Below are 16,865 nucleotides of genomic sequence, written 5' to 3' on the forward strand. Positions count from 1 at the left end.
GATGTCAGAACTACGCAACAGTGCCCGCAAGCTGGCCCGCATCTGGTGGCCGGTGGCGATCGCCGTGCCGCTCGGCGCGGTGGCCGGCGCCGGCTACGCGGTGCTCTCGCCGCCGGTCTACTCGGCCAACTCCTATGTGGTGGTGGTCCCGGAGACCGGCGGTGACGGCGCGCTGGCGGTCAACTTCGCGCAGGCGTACGGCCGGCTGGCCGGCCAGCCGCAGGTGCTGATCGGCGCGGTGGCCGACGCCGGGCGCAGCAGCGCCGAGTTGGCGAGCCTGGTGCACGGCACCACCTCGCCGGACGCGCCGGTGATCGAGATCGACGGCAGCGGCGCCCGTCCGCAGGACGCCGTGCGCTCCGCCGACGCGGTGGCCAAGTCACTGGTGACCTTCGCGAACGCCAACAGCAAGGAGACCGGCGTCAAGCTGGTCCCGCTGGCCCCGGCCGCCGATCCGGACGCGCCGACCACCCCGAGCCGCCAGCTGGACGTGGCGGTCGGCGGGGCCGCGGGCGTGCTGGTCGGCGCGCTGGTGATGATGACCCGGCGACGGACCGGGCCGTCGGGGGAGCGGCCGGCCGAGCCGGTCGCGGCCGTCCCCGGCCCGAGCCCGGAACCCGTCCCGCAGCCCGAGCCCGAGCCCGCCGCCGCGCGTGCCACACCGGAGCCGAAATCCGTGGCGGCCGGGAGGTCCAAGTGACCACCAGCACGCCGGCCGTCACCCGGGCCGGGACGATCGCTGCGCGGTGGACCACCGAGGTCCGCCGCGACGACCTGGCGCTGGCCCACCTCGCCGACGAGTGGGAGGGCCTCGCCGCCCGCTGCCGCACCGCCACCCCGTTCCAGGCGGCGGCCTGGCAGCAGTCCTGGTGGCGCGCCTACGGCCGCCCGGGCGCGCTGTACGTCCTGTTGGTGCGCCGCGACGGCCTGCTGGTCGGTGCGGCCGCCCTGCAACGCGGTCGCACCGGGACCTTCACGGCGCTCGGCGGCCGGCTGATCGACTACACCGAACTGCTGCTCGACGACTCCTGCGCCGCCGAGGCCGCCGCCCAGCTGGCCGCCGCGCTGCCGCTGCACCGCCCCTGGCACGCCCTGGACCTGCGCGAGGTCCGGCCGGGATCGGCCGCCCACCTGGTCTACGCGCACTGGCGCGGCCGCCGCCACCAGCTGCTCGACTCGGTCTGCCAGCACCTCCCGGCCGTGCCGATGGAACAGCTGCTGGCCCGGCTGCCGGGCCGCACCGCGCAGCGCAGCCGCGCCAAGCAACGCAAGCTCGCGGACGCCGGCGTGGAGTCCCGCCGGGTCCCGGCGGCGGAGGTCCCGGCGGCGATGGACGACCTGCTCGGCCTGCACGCCCTGCAGTGGGAGAGCCGCTCGGTCACCCCCGAACACGTCAGCGAGCGGTTCGCCGCGCACCTCAGGGAGTCCACGGCGGGTCTGGCCGAACTCGGCCAGGCGGTGGTCTACCGCTACTACCTGGAGGGCGAGCTGATGGCGGTGGACCTGCTGCTGCTCTGCCCGTCCTTCGCCGGCCTCTACCTCTACGGCGCGCATCCACGGCTGCGCGAGCGCCTGGACATCGCCGGGCTGCTCTTCGGCACCTCGCTGGAGGAGGCGGTCCGGGCCGGGATCCCCGAACTCAGCCTGATGCGCGGCGAGGAGCCGTACAAGGAGCGCTGGCGCCCGGAGCGCGAGCGCAACCACCGGCTGCTGCTCGGGCCCCGCTGGTTCGCGGTGGCGCTGACCCTGCGGCTCACCCGGGTCCGGGCCCGGGCGGCCGCCGCCCCGCATCTGCGCGGCCCGGCCCAGCGGCTGCGGCCTCTGCTCGACCGCGTCAGCCGCGCGCGACGCTGACCGGCCAGCCGGTCGGCCAGACCGAGGGCCAGCCGGGCGGCCACACCGAGGGCCAGCCCGGCAGCGGGACGGACGGGATCGCCGACGGCGACGACGAGGGGGACGGCGACGGCGCGGGGCCCGTGGGCGTCGGCGCCGTGCAGCGCGGGTTCGGCCGCACCGGCCTGACCGGGCGCCCGTCCGTGCCGTGTCCGGGGCAGGCCGGCTCGCCGGCTCCGTTGGACCCGGCCAGCAGGCTCTTGTAGACCGCGCTGGAGCGCGGGTTGCTGCGGCACTCCCAGACGCCGTGCGGGCAGTAGTCGGTCACCGTCTGGTAGGCGGTGTCGTGGGTGCGCGTCCAGTCGACCATCCGCCGTACGAAGTCCGGGTTGTCGCCGTGCCGCCACAGCCCCCACTCCGGGTAGGAGACCGGCTTGCCGCGCTTGGCCGCGAACTCGACCTGGTCCTGCAGCCCGTACGGCTCGCGCACGTAGTCGTCGAAGGTGTTGCCGGGCTGCTGGTCGTAGCTGTCCATCCCGATGATGTCGACCACGTCGTCGCCCGGGTAGCACTTGGTCCAGGCGATCGCGTCCAGGCCGCGGTTGGGGTCGAAGTCGAAGCGGAACTTCTGCCCGGGCACCGAGCGCATCACGCCGACGATCCGCCGCCAGTAGGCCTTCCAGGCCGCCGGGTCCGGCTCGCATCGGCCGGTGTAGGTGGTGCCGTTCATCTCCCACCCGGGCACCAGCACGGTGTCGCCGCCGCCGAGCGCGACCAGCTTTCTGGCCAGCTTGAGGAAGTGCTGGTCGTAGGCCCCGCGCGCGCCCTGCTTGAGCAGCCGGGAGACCTGGTCGCCGTCCTGGACGGCCGGCTCGTTGGGCGCCAGCATCGGGACGTTGAGCACCAGGATCCGGGAGGGGTCGGCCTGTCGCCACTGCGACCAGAGCGCCAGCACCTTGGTGTCGCCCTCGACGTCGTTCCAGCTGTTTCCGGCCAGGTAGGTGTGGCCGACCTGGAGGTTGGCGCCGTTCAGCCAGGTGGCCAGCTGGGCGATCTGCGGGATGTAGGTGTCCCAGGAGCCGACGAAGGCGCCGAACGGCACCTCGTGCGCGGGGCGCTGGACGGGCGGCTTGGGCGCGGCCCCGCGCGGGCGCGCGGCGCTGTCGGAGGAGTCGGAGGAGAGGCCGGGCAGTCGGTCGGCGGTGGGCAGCGGGCCGCCGGTGGAGACGCCCGCGGTGATGAGCAGCAGCAGGGTGGAGGCGGCCAGGGCCGGGCGGCCGATTCGCATGCTCTCTCCTCGGGGGCTTCGCGAGGCGGTCCGAGCACGCCTGCATCACCGACAGTAAGCCTACGAGCCGTCAGAAAAGCCGAATGTCACCCTAAAGGGGACAAGTACGGCGAGTATGGCCGAATTCGGCGTGCAATCTGACGCTCGGTGATCGAGGCGCACTGCTGTCTGAATGTCCGGTTATCTGTCCGGAACGTGGGTAGACGGCCCCGCCATGCTGACGCTCCAGCTCTCGCCAGGTACCCTCCCGAGGTGTCCTGGAAGCCGCTACGTACCCTCACGCCCCGATCCGCCCTGCCCGCCATGGCCGTGCTCCTGGTGCTCGGCGCGGGCGCTGCCGCCCACGCCAACCGCCCGGTCCCGTTCGGCGACCAGGTCTCCGCGCCCGGCCAGGCGCAGGCCAGCCCGGTGGGCGCCCAGTCGGACGGAGCGCCCACGCTGGACCTCCGGGTCGGCCCCGGCCTGGAGGCGTACGACCGCACCAGCGGCGCACTGCTCTGGACCTACCAGCGCGACGGCGCGACCGCGCTGCACCTGTCGGTGCTCGGCGGCAGCGCGATCGTGGTCTGGGACGACGGCATGGTCACCTCGGTCCAGACCAGCGACCACCAGGTCCGCTGGCACCGTGCCGTACCCGGCCTGGCCGAGTGGCTGCGCGGCGACGGTGAGCCCGGTGCCGACCAGCGCACCGATGCCCAGCGCAAGCAGCTCCAGCTGGAGCGGGCCGCCGCCGCGCTGCAGACCGTCACCGCGCCCGAGGCCTGGGTGCAGGTCACCACACCGGGTCTGACCATGGGCTTCCGCGACCGCGACGGCGACCTGCGGTTCAACTTCCGCCCGCTCTTCGGCTGCCTCTTCGACCCGCTGCGCGCCGTCCAGACCGACAGCGCCGTGCTGGTCCCGCGCACCTGCACCGGGACGAACAGCTCCGGTCACCTGCTGCCGGGCGGCATCACCGGTTTCAAGCTGGACGGCCACGGCTGGCAGCTGAACGCCGGACCGAAGGTCCAGCTGACCGCGCTCAACGGCCACCTGGTCAAGATCGACGACGGCCCGCTGGCCGGCACCCGGATCTTCGACACCGACCAGGGTGCGCCCGAGACCCCCTGCGACAGCCCGGCCGAGCCGTTCGCCGCCCTCAAGCCGCCGACGGGCTGCCCCGCGACCGCCGCCGCCGCTCAGCCACTCGCGACAGCGGGGTAGTACCGGCCCCGGCCCGGGCTGGGCGCCGGGTGGCCGGAAACCCTTCGAGCACCTGCGGGCGGCCCGGTAGACTGGGCCGCATGGCTGTTCTCCGCGGGCACTAGCGGCGGTAGGCAGCGAGCTCTTCGGTCCGTGCCGGTGCGGTGCGGGCCGTTCGGCCGCCGTCGCACCGTCCAGCGCCGTCCAGGCGCCGCCCAGACCCCCGCCGCACCCTTGTGCCCCTGCCGCCTGACGTCATGACGCGGCCCGGGGCCGTACCAGCCCCAGGAGCTTTCCCAGCCATGATTTCCGTCAACGCCCTCGAACTGCGCGCCGGCGCCCGCATCCTCATCGAGTCCGCCAGCTTCCGGGTCACTCCCGGCGACCGGATCGGTCTGGTCGGGCGCAACGGTGCCGGTAAGACCACGCTGACCAAGGTGCTGGCCGGCGAGGGCATCCCGGCCAGCGGCACGGTCACCCGGTCGGGCGAGGTCGGCTACCTCCCGCAGGACCCGCGCACCGGCGACCTCGACGTGCTGGCCCGTGACCGCATCCTCTCCGCCCGCGGTCTCGACGCGGTGCTGCGCAAGATGCGCGAGAACGAGGAGCGGATGGCGAACGGCAAGGGCGCCACCCGGGACAACGCGATGAAGAAGTACTCGCGCCTGGAGACCGAGTTCCTCACCAAGGGCGGCTACGCGGCCGAGGCCGAGGCCGCCACCATCGCCGCCGCGCTCGGCCTGCCGGACCGCATCCTCGGCCAGGAGCTGCACACCCTCTCGGGTGGTCAGCGCCGCCGGGTGGAGCTGGCCCGGATCCTCTTCTCGGACGCCGACACGCTGCTCCTGGACGAGCCCACCAACCACCTGGACGCCGACTCGATCGTCTGGCTGCGGGACTACCTGAAGTCGTACAAGGGCGGCTTCATCGTGATCTCCCACGACGTCGACCTGGTCGAGACGGTGGTCAACAAGGTCTTCTACCTGGACGCCAACCGCTCGGCGATCGATGTCTACAACATGGGCTGGAAGCTCTACCAGCAGCAGCGCGAGGACGACGAGAAGCGCCGCAAGCGCGAGCGCGCCAACGCCGAGAAGAAGGCCGCCACCCTCAACGCGCAGGCCGACAAGATGCGCGCCAAGGCCACCAAGACGGTCGCCGCGCAGAACATGGCCCGCCGCGCCGAGAAGCTGCTCTCCGGCCTGGAGCAGGTGCGCGCCTCCGACAAGGTCGCCAAGCTGCGCTTCCCGGACCCGGCCCCCTGCGGCAAGACCCCGCTGACGGCCGCCGACCTCTCCAAGTCCTACGGCTCGCTGGAGATCTTCACCGGCGTCGACCTGGCGATCGACCGCGGCTCGCGCGTCGTGGTGCTCGGCCTGAACGGCGCGGGCAAGACCACCCTGCTGCGGATGCTGGCCGGCGTCGAGAAGCCGGACACCGGCGAGGTGATCCCCGGCCACGGCCTGAAGATCGGCTACTACGCCCAGGAGCACGAGACGCTCGACCCCGAGCGCACCGTGCTGGAGAACATGCGCTCCGCCGCCCCGGACACCGACCTGGTGCAGATCCGCAAGATCCTCGGGTCCTTCCTGTTCTCCGGCGACGACGTCGACAAGCCGGCCGGAGTGCTCTCCGGTGGCGAGAAGACCCGTCTCGCGCTGGCCTCGCTGGTGGTCTCCAGCGCCAACGTGCTGCTGCTCGACGAGCCCACCAACAACCTGGACCCGGCCAGCCGCGAGGAGATCCTCGGCGCGCTGCGTTCGTTCTCCGGCGCCGTGGTGCTGGTCACCCACGACGAGGGCGCGGTCGACGCGCTGGAGCCGGAGCGGATCATCCTGCTCCCGGACGGCGTCGAGGACCTGTGGACCCCGGCCTACCACGACCTCGTCTCGCTGGCCTGACCCCTGCCCGGCTGACCCTCGCGCCACCCGCACCGCAACCGCCCGTGACCACGCCCGTGGTCACGGGCGCTTTCGTTGAGTAGACACGCGCTCCTGCATCTGGCCCAGACGAACCCGTCATCCGGGCCCTCGCGGGAATGCGGGGGTCTGGGATTCCGTTTTAGCCGCACCGCCTCTGTGACGACCGCCGGACGACCCTGCTGATCAGCTCTTTCGTCCGCTACGGCCGTTTTCTCCGGTGCCGTGGACACCCAGGGTGAGCGCCCGGATGCGCGGGCGATACGACTCGCCGTCGTCCGATTGCGCGGATGGACCTTGTCGAATGGGTGGCCAGGAGCCGGGGGATGGGTGATCATGGGAATCCGATCGAGCACAGCTACGAGGAGGCACGGGTGGCCGAGACTCTGAAAAAGGGCAGCCGGGTAACTGGTGTCGCGCGTGAGAAGCTCGCGACCGAGTTGAAGAAGAAGTACGACTCCGGAGCGAGTATCCGTGCGCTGGCGGAGGAGACCGGCCGCTCGTACGGCTTCGTGCACCGCATGCTCAGCGAGTCCGGGGTGAACCTCCGGGGTCGCGGCGGCGCCACGCGCGGCAAGGCCAAAGCGGCTGCGGCAGCTGGATCCTGACCGACCGTCAGGTTGGCGCAGGACTGGACCACCGGTCAGGCCCCCCGGTGGTCCCGGTGACGTGTCAGCAGGTGTTCGACAGGCTCAGCCGGCCCGCTAGCAGCAGGCCCAGGCGAATCGGCGACCGTGACGAGGATGTCCGGCCGCCGATCGTCATGTCCGGATCCGGATGGTTTGCGGTCGGGCCCCGCTGCTCGGTACCCAAGGCCGACGGGATAAGTTACTCTCCGGTAGAAGTAGAGGGCGGCGCACCGGAGCCTGCCCTGCCCGTCGCCGGAGGTGCCCATGACCGCGCCCGTCTCCACCCCTCCCTCCCCGGACTCCGCGGACTCCTGGGAGGAGGTCGGCGTCCGGCTGGAGGTCGAGGGCGAACTCGCCGTGGTGACGCTCTGTCACCCCAAGCGTCGCAATGCCCAGACCCCGGCCATGTGGCGCGCGCTCGCCGCGGTCGGCCGTGAGCTGCCCGGCACCGTCCGCGTGGTGCTGCTGCGCGCCGAGGGCCTCTCCTTCTCCGCCGGTCTGGACCGTGCGATGTTCAGCCCCGAGGGCATCCCGGGTGAGCTGGGCTTCACCGCCCTGGCCGCCGCCCCGGACCAGGAGCTGGACCGCTTCATCGCGGAGTTCCAGGAGGCCTTCACCTGGTGGCGGCGCTCCGACCTGATCACCGTCGCCGCTGTCCAGGGGCACGCGGTCGGGGCCGGTTTCCAGCTGGCGCTCGCCTGTGACCTGCGGATCTGCGCGCTGGACGCGAAGTTCTCGATGCGCGAGACCTCGCTCGGCCTGGTCCCCGACCTGGCCGGCACCAAGCCGCTGACCGACCTGGTCGGCTACGGGCGGGCGCTGGAGATCTGCGCCACCGGCCGGGACGTCACCGCCGAGGAGGCCGCCGCCATCGGCCTGGCGAACCTCGCCGTGCCGAACGAGGAGCTGGACACCGCCGCCCGCGAGCTGGCCGCCGCGCTGCTCGCCGCGCCGCGCAACGCCGTGATCGAGACCAAGGCCCTGCTGCAGGGCGCCGGCGGCCGCTCCTACGACGAGCAGCGTTCCGCCGAACGGGCGGCCCAGGCCCGCCGCCTGCGCGACCTCGCCGGCCTCGGCGACTGACCGAGCCGCACCGCGCGAGCGACCCGCGACCCCGCAGGGGCCCGGCTTCCAGCGAAGCCGGGCCCCTCGCCGTGTCCGGCGGGAGCCCGGAAGCCGTCCGGAATATGCCCGGAGGCGGGGTACGTGGCGAAATGCCAGAGTTGGGGTCTATTGCGGTATAGCTGGAGACGCGACCCCAGGAGGCACTCCCATGCCCGACACCCCGAAGCCGTCCGATCTCACCAAGGCCGGAACACCGCACGGCAGCCCGCCGGCCGAGGAGCGCGGACGCACGGCTCTCGCCGACGGCGTGGTGGAGAAGATCGCGGGGATGGCCGCGCGTGAGGTCCCCGGCATCCACGCACTGGGCTCCGGGCTCTCCCGGACCTTCGGCGCGATGCGCGACCGGGTGCCCGGCGGCCGTTCCAGCATCTCGCGCGGCATCAAGGCCGAGGTGGGTGAGAAGCAGACCGCCATCGACATCGCCTTGGTGGTCGAGTACGGCGTGGTCATCCCGAAGCTCGCGGCGGCCGTCCGGCACAACATCATCACCGCGGTCGAGCAGATGACCGGCCTCGAAGTGGTCGAGGTGAACATCGCCGTGAACGACGTCCATCTGCCGGACGAGCCGGACGAGGACGAGGAGGAGCCGCCCTCCGAGCGGCGCGCCCGGGTCCAGTAGGGCCCCGCAGATCCCGAGCAGGTCCCGAGCAGCGGCCCGGCGCCGTCCACCGATCGGAGAAAACCAGTGAGTCTCGCGTTCATCGGCATGGTGGCCGGCATGGCCCTGGGCTTCGCCGGCTACTTCGGCGGGTTCGCCGCCTTCCTGCTGGTCGCCGTGCTCGGTGCGGGCGGCTTCGTGGCCGGGCGGCTGCTGGAGGGCGACCTGGACCTGGGCGACCTCGGCGACCTGCTGCGCGGCCGCGACCGGCGGCGCCGATGACGACACCCGCGGTGGACGGTCCGGGGCGCCGGGCCAATCCCGGCTGGGGCCGGGACACCGGGCGGGCGACGCCGCCGGCCCAGCGCGGACGGCTGCGGATCGCCGACCGGGTGCTCGCCCGGATCGCCTGGCTGGCGGCCCGGGACGCCCTCGCGGCGGCCGTGGCGGCGATGCCCGCGGTGCCCGAGGTCGGGCCGGGGGAGTCGCCGCGGATCGCGGTGTCCGTCTCGGGCGGCCAGGCCCGGATCCGGGTGGGGCTCGACCTCCCGTTCCCGTCCGAACTGCCCGTGCTCGCGGGGGCGGTCCGGGACGCGGTGGCCGACCGGGTGGGCACGCTGACCGGGATCCCGGCGCGCGAGGTGGTGGTCGTCGTCGAGCGGCTGCTGCTGCCGCAGGAGCCGGCCGCCGAGGAGCAGAGCGCAGAGGAGTCGGCCGCCGAGGAACCGACCGCCGACGTCGCGGGCATTGACGCGCCGACCGTGCGGATCCCGGCGCTGGAGCCCGCGTCCGAGGGGCCGCCGTCCGAGGAGCCCGCGTCAGAGGAGCGCCCGAGCGGCGGGGCCGACGAGCCGTGAGCGAGCCCGAGGGCGTCGAAGCCCCGGCGAACCGGGTGCCGCGCGCGGCGCGCGGGGCCGCCGCCGGCGTGGTCGCGCTGGTCGTCCTGGTCGCCGCCGGGGCGCTGCTCTACGACGTGGCGGCCGTCCGCACCGGCCGGCGGGCCGGCGCCTGGCGGGTGCGGATCGCCGACGAGCTGGCCACCCGGCAGCTGGGCTCGCTCTGGGTGCTCGGCGCCGCCGGGGCGGTGGCGCTGCTCGGCTGCTGGCTGCTGTGGCTGGCCCTCGCCCGGGGGAACCGCCGTTGGCTGGCGCTGCGCAGGCTGCCCGGCGCGCTGATCGAGTGCGCGGGGGTCGCGGCGCTGCTGGAGTCCGCGGCGCTGGAGCTGACGATGGTCGCGGACGCGCGGGTCCGGGTCAACCCCCGCCGAGCCCGGGTGACGCTCTTCGGCAGCGTCGACCTCAGCACGGCGCGGGACGCCCTGACGGCTGAGCTGGAGCGGATCGGCCTGGTCCGCCCGCTGCGGCTGCGGCTGCGGACCCGACCGGCCAAGCACCGTCCGCCGATGCACTGAGCCGACCTACCGAAGGGGTGCCGTTTCGATGAGCAGGGCCACCGTCAACCGCCTGCTGCTCGGCCTCGTCGGCCTGGTGCTGCTGGTCGCGGCGCTGCTGGTGCTGGCCGGCGGGCTGAACCTGTATCGGGACTGGCACCTGGGCCAGCCGTCCTGGTGGCCGCTGGCCTCCTCCCACCGGGTGGCGCTCAGCGAGGCGGCGCGCGCCCGCTGGCGGGACCGGGGCTGGTGGTGGCCGGTGGTGATCGGCGTGCTGGCGCTGGTCGCCGCGCTCGCGCTCGGCTGGCTGCTCGCGCAGCTGCGGCGCTCCTCGCCGGTCGAGCTGGCGTTGCCGACCCCGGACCGGAGCGGGCTGACGCTGCGGCTGCGCGGCAGCGCGCTGGTGCAGGTGCTGGAGGCCGGCGCCGCCGCGCTGCCGGGGGTCGCGCGGGCGCGGGTGCGGTCGGCGGGTCGCCCGCCCCGGCTGCGGATCCGGGCCCAGCTGCTGCTGGAGGCGGGCACCGAGGTGACCGCGACCCTCGACGCGTTGGAGGCCGGGCCGCTGACTCAGGCCCGCGCGCTGCTCGGCGGGCCGGCCGAACTCCCGCTGGACCTGCGCCTGCGGGTGGCCGCCCCGCCGAAGCGCCGGGTCCAGGCGCCGCGCCACCCGCGCCGGCCGCGGGTGGTCTGACGGTCCGTCGGTTCCAGCAGTGCTCCAGGAGCGGTCCAGGAGCGGTCCTACAACCCGTGCAGGGCGCCGCCGTCGACCGGGATCATCACCCCGGTCAGGTACGACGCGGCGGGGGACAGCATGAAGGCCGCGACCCTGCCGAACTCCTCGGGCGTGCCGTAGCGGCGCAGCGGGATCGCGGCGCTCGCCCGGGCCCGGGCGGCGGCCGGGTCGTCAGCGAGCGAGTCGAGCTCGCGGACCCGGTCGGTGTCGATCCGCGCGGGCAGCAGCCCGAAGACCCGGATGCCGCGCGGGCCGAGCTCCCCGGCCAGCGACTTGGCGGCCATCGCCAGGCCCGGGCGCAGCCCGTTGGAGATCCCGAGGCCCGGGATCGGCTCGCGCACCGAGGCGGAGAGCACGAAACCGATCGCCCCGCCGTCGCCCAGCACCGCGGCCGCGCTCCGGGCGATCCGCAGGGCGCCGAGGAAGACTCCCTCGAACGCGCCGCGCCAGTCCTCGTCCGTCATCGAGGCGACCGGGCCGGGCGGCGGCCCGCCGACGCTGATCAGCACGCCGTCCAGCCGTCCGAAGTGCTCGACGGCGGCGGTCAGTACGCGTTCGGCAGCGTCGGGGTCGGCGTTGTCGGCGACGACGCCGGCGGCCGTCGCGGGACCGCCCAGCAGCTTGACGGCCGCCTCGACCGCCGCCGGGCCCCGCCCGCTGACGACGACCCGGGCGCCGTCCGCCACCAGTTCGCGCGCGGTGGCCAGGCCCAGGCCGCGGGTCGCGCCCGTGACCACGTACACCTTGTCCTGCAGTCCAAGATCCATGGGCCCATCCTGCCGCACGGCCCCGCCCGGGCAGGGGTCAGGCCGTCCTCGCGTCCCTGGCCTCGCGGCGGACCAGCACCCACAGGCCCACCGGCAGCAGGGCGCCGAAGAGCCACCACTGGATCGCGTAGGCCAGGTGCGGGCCGATCTCGGTGTGGTTCGGCGCGGGTAGCAGCTGGGCCTGGCTCTGCGGGCCCGGGTCGGGGCTGGTGGCGGCCAGCTCCAGGTAGCCGCCGAGGACCGGGCGTCCGGTGATCCCGGCCTGCTGGGCGGCGTTGATCAGCATGAACTGACGGTCCGGCAGGCCGCCGCGCTCGCGGATGCCGCTGCCGGCGCTGGTCTCGTCGGCGCGCAGCCGTCCGGTGACCGTCACCTCGCCGGCCGGCGCGGCGGGCACCTGCGGGTAGCTGGTCGCGTCGGGGCCGGGGGAGACCCAGCCGCGGTTGACCAGCACGTCACCGCGCCCGTTGGAGAGGCTGAGCGGGGTGATCACGAAGTAGCCGATGGCGTGGCCGCCGGAGTCGGTGCGCTGGCGCACCACGAACTCGTGCGCGGTGTCGTACGAGCCGGTGGAGGTGACGGTGCGCCAGGTCAGTCCGCCGGGGACGGTGGAGCCGGGCGCGCCGGAGAGCGTCTCGAAGGGGACCGGTCCGGCGGTCAGGCTCTGGCCGATCAGGGTGTTGCGGGCCACCCGGGACTCGTGCCGGTGCAGCTGCCAGAAACCCAGCCGGATCATCGCCGGGATCAGCAGCAGCGTGACCAGGGTGAGGGCAACCCACTGCCGGGAGAGCATGAATCGGTACACATCGGCACGTTACGCCCACACCGGGCGTGGGTCAGGCACCGGGGTGCGGGGCGACGTCCGAGAGCAGCTGCAGGAAGGCGTCCTCGCCGATCACCGGGGTGCCGAGGTCGCGGGCCTTGCGGGCCTTGCCGCTCCAGCTGCCGGGCTCGTTGGTGACCAGCAGGCTGGTCAGCCGGCTGACCGAGGAGGCGATGTGCAGCCCGGCGGCGATCGCCCGGTCCTCCAGCACCTCGCGGTCGGTCGCGGTGTCGCCGGTGATCGCCACCCGCATGCCCTGCACCAGCAGTTCGCCCTCCTGCCAGCGGCCGGGGTTCGGGTAGGGGCAGGCGGGCCGCTTGCGCGCGGGCCGGTACGAGGAGCCCCAGGAGCCGCGGACCGGACCGAGCGCGCTGGTCGAGGAGTCCTCGCCGAGGTCGGTCACCGCGACGCAGGTGGTCAGCGGCAGCGGCACGCCTCCGCTGCGGGCCAGCTGCAGGCTGGGCCGGAACGCCTCGGCGAGGACCCGGGCGTCGTCCAGCGCGTTGTGCGCGTTGCGCTGCTGAACGCCGAAGTACTCGGCCAGCGAGGCCAGTTTGCCGTTGGGCAGCGGCAGGCCGAGGTCGCGCGAGAGCACCATGGTGCAGAGCCGCTGTTCGACCGGGGCACGCAGCCCGGCCCGGGCGTACTCGCGGGAGATCATGTTCCAGTCGAAGAGCGCGTTGTGTGCCACCATCACCCGGCCGCTCAGCCGGGCGCCCAGCTCGTCGGCGATCTCCGGGAAGGTCGGCGCGTCGGCCAGCATGGCGCTGGTGAGGCCGTGGATCCAGACCGGTCCGGGGTCACGCAGCGGGTTGACCAGGGTGTACCAGTGGTCGAGCACCTCGCCGTGCGCGTCCAGCCGGTAGACGCCCGCCGAGATCACCCGGTCGGAGCGGCCCAGGCCGGTGGTCTCGACGTCGACGACGGCGTACCCCTCGGGGCCTTCGAGGCCCTCGGGTGCGCTGGTGCGCTGCGGGGGGATCGGTAGGGCCGAAGGCTGGGGCGCGTGCATGGTGCACCAGCTTAAGGGGCGTTTCGGTGCGCGGGGGGCCGTTCGGGTCCGTAGGGCCGCCTGGGGTGCCCCGGAATAGAGTGGAGAGCGGATTGGTCGTACAAGCGGACGAATCTATTCCGAGCTCCCCACAAAGGACAGCCCCATGCGCGCCACCGTCATCCACGGCCCCAACGACATCCGGATCGAGGACGTACCGGACCCGGAGATCCAGCAGCCGACCGACGCGGTGGTGCGGGTGGTGAACGCCTGTATCTGCGGCAGTGACCTGTGGGCCTATCGCGGCGTCGCGGCGCGCGAGGCCGGCCAGCGGATCGGCCACGAGTTCCTCGGCATCGTCGAGTCGGTCGGCTCGGCGGTGGCCGGGTTCAAGCCGGGCGACTTCGTGGTGGCGCCGTTCGTCTGGTCCGACGGCGTGTGCGAGTACTGCCGCGAGGGCCTGCAGACCTCCTGCCCGCACGGCGGGTTCTGGGGCAGCGTCGGCTCCGACGGCGGCCAGGGCGAGGCGGTCCGGGTCCCGTTCGCGGACGGCACGCTGGTGCAGCTGCCCAAGGACGCCGCCACCGACCAGGCGCTGCTGCCGCACCTGCTGGCGCTCTCCGACGTGATGGCCACCGGCCACCACGCCGCGGTCGCCGCCAAGGTGCGCCCCGGCTCGACGGTGGCCGTGGTCGGCGACGGCGCGGTCGGCCTGTGCGGCGTGCTGGCGGCCCACCGGCTCGGCGCCGGGCGGATCATCGCACTCGGCCGGCACGAGGTCCGCACCGACATCGCCCGCAAGTTCGGCGCGACCGACGTGGTGGCCGAGCGCGGCGAGGCGGCGATCGAGGCCGTCCGCGAGCTGACCGGCGGCCAGGGCGCGCACGCCGTTCTGGAGGCGGTCGGGACCGAGGAGTCGATGCGCACCGCGATCTCGATCACCCGCGACGGCGGCGCGGTCGGCTACGTGGGCGTGCCGCACGGCGGCAGCGCGGGCGTCGACATCGGTCAGATGTTCGGCCGGAATGTGGCCCTCGGCGGCGGCGTCGCCCCGGCCCGCGCGTACATCCCCGAGCTGCTCGCCGACGTGCTGGCGGGGAAGATCGAGCCCGGCCTGGTCTTCGACCGGACCGTGGACCTGGACGGCGTCCCGGACGGCTACCGCGCGATGGACGACCGCTCGGCGCTGAAGGTCCGCATCGCCTTCTAACACCTGTACGGCGGTGGATTCCGCACGTCGCCCGGCTTCGAGGGGGCGGTACCAGAACCTGGTGCCGCCCCTTCGGCATGTCCGAACACGGTGTGGACCGTCGTGTTTCGGCCAGTTTCACGGCGCGTTGGTGTGAAGAGTGGGCTGAATGCGCTCAATTACCCTCTGCAATTGCCTGATCGCTCTTAGCATGCAGCGGCACGCATTGCGAGTGTGACGCCCCTCACATCGCCCTGCCCCGCCTGTGCAGCACCGCGTGGACCGTCCCACGTCCCCTGGCCGCGCGGCTGTCCCACCAAGACGTCAGGAGAGTGGAGTGGACCACCCCCATCAGCAGCCCGGATCCCCACCGGACGGCATCGTCACGGCGACCGAACCCCTGGAGCTCGAACGCCCGGACGAGGACCCGGAGTTCCTCGTCCTGCGGGCCGGTTTCCGGAGCTTCGCCTTCCCGGTCACCGTCGGATTCCTGCTCTGGTACCTGCTGTACGTGCTGCTGTCCTGCTATGCGCGCGCCTTCATGGCCACCACGCTGTTCGGACACGTCAACGTCGCGCTGGTGCTCGGACTGCTGCAGTTCGCCAGCACCTTCGCCATCGCCGCCTGGTACGCGCGCTACGCGGAGCTGCGGCTCGACCCGTCCGCCTCGCTGCTGCGCGAGCGCTACGGCCGCCCCGGCCTCGTCACCCCCCGGGGGGCCGGCGAATGACCCTCTCGAACCTCACGCTGGCCACCGCGGCCGGCGACCACCGCGCGCTGACCCTGACACTCTTCGGCGTCTTCGTGCTGGCCACCCTCGGCATCACCGTCTGGGCCGGCCGGCAGACCAGGGACGCCGCCGACTTCTACGCCGGCGGCCGCGGCTTCACCGGTTTCCAGAACGGTCTGGCGATCTCCGGCGACTACATGTCGGCCGCCTCGTTCCTCGGCATCGCCGGAGTGATCGCGCTCTTCGGCTACGACGGCTTCCTCTACTCGGTCGGCTTCCTGGTGGCCTGGCTGGTCGCGCTGCTGCTGATCGCCGAACCGCTGCGCAACTCCGGCCGCTACACGATGGCCGACGTCCTGGCCTTCCGGATGCGACAACGTCCGGTGCGGACCGCGGCCGGCATCTCGACCATCGTGGTGTCGGTGTTCTACCTGCTGGCCCAGATGATCGGCGCGGGCTCGCTGGTCGCCCTGCTGCTCGGCATCGAGGGCGACGCCGCCAAGCGGTGGACGATCGTCGGAGTCGGCGCGCTGATGGTGCTCTACGTGGTCGTCGGCGGGATGAAGGGCACCACCTGGGTGCAGATCGTCAAGGCGGTGCTGCTGATCGCGGGCGCCGCGCTGATGACCGTCCTGGTGCTGGCCAAGTACGACTTCGACCCCTCCAGCCTGCTGGGCGCCGCCGCGCACGCCAGTGGCAAGGGCGACGCGTTCCTGGCGCCGGGCCTCAAGTACGGCGCGACCGGCACCAGTGAGCTGGACTTCGTCAGCCTGGGCCTGGCCCTGGTGCTGGGCACCGCGGGGCTGCCGCACATCCTGGTCCGCTTCTACACCGTCCCCACCGCCAAGGCGGCGCGGAAGTCGGTGTTCTGGGCGATCGGCATCATCGGGGTGTTCTACCTGATGACGCTGGCGCTCGGTTTCGGCGCGGCCGCGCTGGTGGGACCGAGGACGATCAAGGCCTCCAACGCGGCCGGCAACACCGCGGCCCCGCTGCTGGCCCAGCAGCTGGGCGGCGGCGCGGGCTCGACCGGCGGCGCGGTCCTGCTCGCGGTGATCTCGGCGGTCGCCTTCGCAACCATCCTCGCGGTGGTCGCCGGACTGACGCTGGCCTCTTCGGCCTCCTTCGCCCACGACATCTACGCCAACGTGATCCGGCGCGGGCGGGCGGGCGAACGCGAGGAGATCGGCTCGGCCAAGCTGGCGGCGGTGGCGATCGGCGCGATCGCGATCCTGCTGAGCATCTTCGCGGACCGGCTCAACGCGGCCGCCGTGGTCGCACTGGCCTTCGCGGTGGCGGCCTCGGCCAACCTGCCGACGCTGCTCTACTCGCTGTTCTGGAAGCGCTTCACCACCGCGGGCGCGGTCAGTTCGGTGTACGCGGGGCTGGTCAGCTCGGTGTTGCTGGTGGTCTTCTCCACCGTGGTCTCGGGCACGCCCACCTCGCTCCTCCCGCACACCGACTTCCACTGGTTCCCGCTGGAGAACCCCGGGCTGGTCTCCATCCCGATCGGGTTCCTGGCCGGCTGGATCGGAACACTGCTCTCGAAGCAGAGCGCTGATCCGGCGAAGTACGCTGAACTGGAAGTTCGTTCGCTGACCGGTCTCGGCGCGCACTGAGTCGCGGCTCACGGTTGGTCTAAGCTGGCCCGGCCCGTCGCAGTGGCGG

The 16,865-nt window shown here is 73.3% G+C and carries 18 protein-coding genes; 14 read left to right on the forward strand and 4 right to left on the reverse strand.

Features of this window, described 5'->3' with window-relative positions:
• Nucleotide 1: 1 nt before the first annotated feature.
• Together BS80_RS07080 and BS80_RS07085 are read left to right on the forward strand one after the other, a co-directional pair.
• Nucleotides 2-700, forward strand: a complete 699-nt coding sequence (locus tag BS80_RS07080; protein ID WP_051966242.1) for a YveK family protein — start codon at nucleotides 2-4, stop codon at nucleotides 698-700.
• Nucleotides 697-1,854 (forward strand): GNAT family N-acetyltransferase, encoded by a 1,158-nt coding sequence (locus BS80_RS07085; RefSeq protein ID WP_051966244.1) that lies wholly within the window; start codon nucleotides 697-699, stop codon nucleotides 1,852-1,854. Before BS80_RS07080 ends, BS80_RS07085 begins: the two co-directional genes overlap by 4 nt.
• On the opposite strand, the gene BS80_RS07090 is transcribed toward BS80_RS07085, so the two are convergent.
• On the reverse strand, nucleotides 1,835-3,121 hold the full coding sequence (locus BS80_RS07090; RefSeq protein WP_157535993.1) for a glycoside hydrolase family 26 protein: 1,287 nt from the start codon (nucleotides 3,119-3,121) through the stop codon (nucleotides 1,835-1,837). The two genes, BS80_RS07085 and BS80_RS07090, sit on opposite strands and share 20 nt — an antisense overlap.
• 252 nt (nucleotides 3,122-3,373) lie before the next feature.
• Between BS80_RS07090 and BS80_RS37490 the strand changes: the two genes are divergently transcribed.
• The 9 genes from BS80_RS37490 to BS80_RS07135 all read left to right on the forward strand — a co-directional run bounded on the left by BS80_RS37490 (nucleotide 3,374) and on the right by BS80_RS07135 (nucleotide 10,655).
• Nucleotides 3,374-4,324 (forward strand): hypothetical protein, encoded by a 951-nt coding sequence (locus BS80_RS37490; RefSeq protein ID WP_157535996.1) that lies wholly within the window; start codon nucleotides 3,374-3,376, stop codon nucleotides 4,322-4,324.
• A 281-nt stretch (nucleotides 4,325-4,605) separates the two neighbouring features.
• Complete coding sequence (locus tag BS80_RS07100; RefSeq protein ID WP_035794345.1) at nucleotides 4,606-6,204, forward strand: ABC-F family ATP-binding cassette domain-containing protein; 1,599 nt, start codon at nucleotides 4,606-4,608, stop codon at nucleotides 6,202-6,204.
• A gap of 392 nt (nucleotides 6,205-6,596) precedes the next feature.
• The gene (locus BS80_RS07105) at nucleotides 6,597-6,830 is read left to right on the forward strand and encodes a helix-turn-helix domain-containing protein (RefSeq protein ID WP_035794854.1); all 234 of its coding nucleotides are present in this window, start codon (nucleotides 6,597-6,599) and stop codon (nucleotides 6,828-6,830) included.
• A gap of 285 nt (nucleotides 6,831-7,115) precedes the next feature.
• Entirely contained in the window at nucleotides 7,116-7,934 is an 819-nt protein-coding gene (locus tag BS80_RS07110) for an enoyl-CoA hydratase/isomerase family protein (protein WP_035794348.1), read from the forward strand.
• A gap of 190 nt (nucleotides 7,935-8,124) precedes the next feature.
• Entirely contained in the window at nucleotides 8,125-8,595 is a 471-nt protein-coding gene (locus tag BS80_RS07115; RefSeq protein ID WP_035794350.1) for an Asp23/Gls24 family envelope stress response protein, read from the forward strand.
• 66 nt (nucleotides 8,596-8,661) lie between these two features.
• Nucleotides 8,662-8,856: a hypothetical protein gene (locus tag BS80_RS07120; RefSeq protein WP_035794351.1), complete on the forward strand. Its 195-nt coding sequence runs from the start codon at nucleotides 8,662-8,664 to the stop codon at nucleotides 8,854-8,856.
• Entirely contained in the window at nucleotides 8,853-9,431 is a 579-nt protein-coding gene (locus BS80_RS41655) for an Asp23/Gls24 family envelope stress response protein (protein ID WP_198045455.1), read from the forward strand. The genes BS80_RS07120 and BS80_RS41655 overlap by 4 nt, the downstream gene beginning before the upstream one ends.
• Nucleotides 9,428-9,985 carry a DUF6286 domain-containing protein gene (locus tag BS80_RS07130; RefSeq protein WP_035794355.1) on the forward strand — a complete coding sequence of 186 codons (558 nt, stop codon included), beginning with the start codon at nucleotides 9,428-9,430 and terminating at the stop codon, nucleotides 9,983-9,985. The genes BS80_RS41655 and BS80_RS07130 overlap by 4 nt, the downstream gene beginning before the upstream one ends.
• 28 nt (nucleotides 9,986-10,013) lie before the next feature.
• The gene (locus BS80_RS07135) at nucleotides 10,014-10,655 is read left to right on the forward strand and encodes a hypothetical protein (protein WP_051966250.1); all 642 of its coding nucleotides are present in this window, start codon (nucleotides 10,014-10,016) and stop codon (nucleotides 10,653-10,655) included.
• A gap of 47 nt (nucleotides 10,656-10,702) precedes the next feature.
• Here BS80_RS07135 and BS80_RS07140 read toward each other — a convergent pair whose 3' ends face one another.
• Genes BS80_RS07140 through BS80_RS07150 form a run of 3 tightly spaced genes read right to left on the reverse strand, consistent with a single transcriptional unit; the run spans nucleotide 10,703 to nucleotide 13,299 of the window.
• Nucleotides 10,703-11,464 (reverse strand): SDR family oxidoreductase, encoded by a 762-nt coding sequence (locus BS80_RS07140; protein WP_035794356.1) that lies wholly within the window; start codon nucleotides 11,462-11,464, stop codon nucleotides 10,703-10,705.
• Between the two features lie 37 nt (nucleotides 11,465-11,501).
• Nucleotides 11,502-12,269: an SURF1 family cytochrome oxidase biogenesis protein gene (locus BS80_RS07145; protein WP_035794364.1), complete on the reverse strand. Its 768-nt coding sequence runs from the start codon at nucleotides 12,267-12,269 to the stop codon at nucleotides 11,502-11,504.
• 31 nt (nucleotides 12,270-12,300) lie between these two features.
• Nucleotides 12,301-13,299, reverse strand: coding sequence for a DEDDh family exonuclease (locus BS80_RS07150; protein WP_035794366.1), 999 nt, complete (start codon nucleotides 13,297-13,299; stop codon nucleotides 12,301-12,303).
• A gap of 145 nt (nucleotides 13,300-13,444) precedes the next feature.
• Between BS80_RS07150 and BS80_RS07155 the strand changes: the two genes are divergently transcribed.
• The 3 genes from BS80_RS07155 (at nucleotide 13,445) to BS80_RS07165 (ending at nucleotide 16,816) form a co-directional block, all read left to right on the forward strand.
• Nucleotides 13,445-14,488: a zinc-dependent alcohol dehydrogenase family protein gene (locus tag BS80_RS07155; RefSeq protein WP_035794368.1), complete on the forward strand. Its 1,044-nt coding sequence runs from the start codon at nucleotides 13,445-13,447 to the stop codon at nucleotides 14,486-14,488.
• A 316-nt stretch (nucleotides 14,489-14,804) separates the two neighbouring features.
• A complete protein-coding gene (locus BS80_RS07160) occupies nucleotides 14,805-15,197 on the forward strand; it encodes a DUF485 domain-containing protein (protein WP_051966252.1) in 393 nt (130 codons plus the stop codon).
• A complete protein-coding gene (locus BS80_RS07165; protein WP_035794371.1) occupies nucleotides 15,194-16,816 on the forward strand; it encodes a solute symporter family protein in 1,623 nt (540 codons plus the stop codon). Before BS80_RS07160 ends, BS80_RS07165 begins: the two co-directional genes overlap by 4 nt.
• Nucleotides 16,817-16,865: the final 49 nt, after the last annotated feature.

It is taken from the genome of Kitasatospora mediocidica KCTC 9733 (assembly GCF_000744225.1).
Classification (GTDB): Bacteria; Actinomycetota; Actinomycetes; order Streptomycetales; family Streptomycetaceae; genus Kitasatospora; species Kitasatospora mediocidica.

Bases quoted from the DNA above. Each gene is read 5' to 3' on its own strand.
- BS80_RS07080 (WP_051966242.1), top strand. From the start codon at position 2: ATGTCAGAACTACGCAACAGTGCCCGCAAGCTGGCCCGCATCTGGTGG.
- BS80_RS41655 (WP_198045455.1), top strand. From the start codon at position 8,853: ATGACGACACCCGCGGTGGACGGTCCGGGGCGCCGGGCCAATCCCGGC.
- BS80_RS07155 (WP_035794368.1), top strand. From the start codon at position 13,445: ATGCGCGCCACCGTCATCCACGGCCCCAACGACATCCGGATCGAGGAC.
- BS80_RS07100 (WP_035794345.1), top strand. From the start codon at position 4,606: ATGATTTCCGTCAACGCCCTCGAACTGCGCGCCGGCGCCCGCATCCTC.
- BS80_RS07140 (WP_035794356.1), bottom strand. From the start codon at position 11,464: ATGGATCTTGGACTGCAGGACAAGGTGTACGTGGTCACGGGCGCGACC.
- BS80_RS07110 (WP_035794348.1), top strand. From the start codon at position 7,116: ATGACCGCGCCCGTCTCCACCCCTCCCTCCCCGGACTCCGCGGACTCC.
- BS80_RS07090 (WP_157535993.1), bottom strand. From the start codon at position 3,121: ATGCGAATCGGCCGCCCGGCCCTGGCCGCCTCCACCCTGCTGCTGCTC.
- BS80_RS07135 (WP_051966250.1), top strand. From the start codon at position 10,014: ATGAGCAGGGCCACCGTCAACCGCCTGCTGCTCGGCCTCGTCGGCCTG.
- BS80_RS07150 (WP_035794366.1), bottom strand. From the start codon at position 13,299: ATGCACGCGCCCCAGCCTTCGGCCCTACCGATCCCCCCGCAGCGCACC.
- BS80_RS07165 (WP_035794371.1), top strand. From the start codon at position 15,194: ATGACCCTCTCGAACCTCACGCTGGCCACCGCGGCCGGCGACCACCGC.
- BS80_RS07115 (WP_035794350.1), top strand. From the start codon at position 8,125: ATGCCCGACACCCCGAAGCCGTCCGATCTCACCAAGGCCGGAACACCG.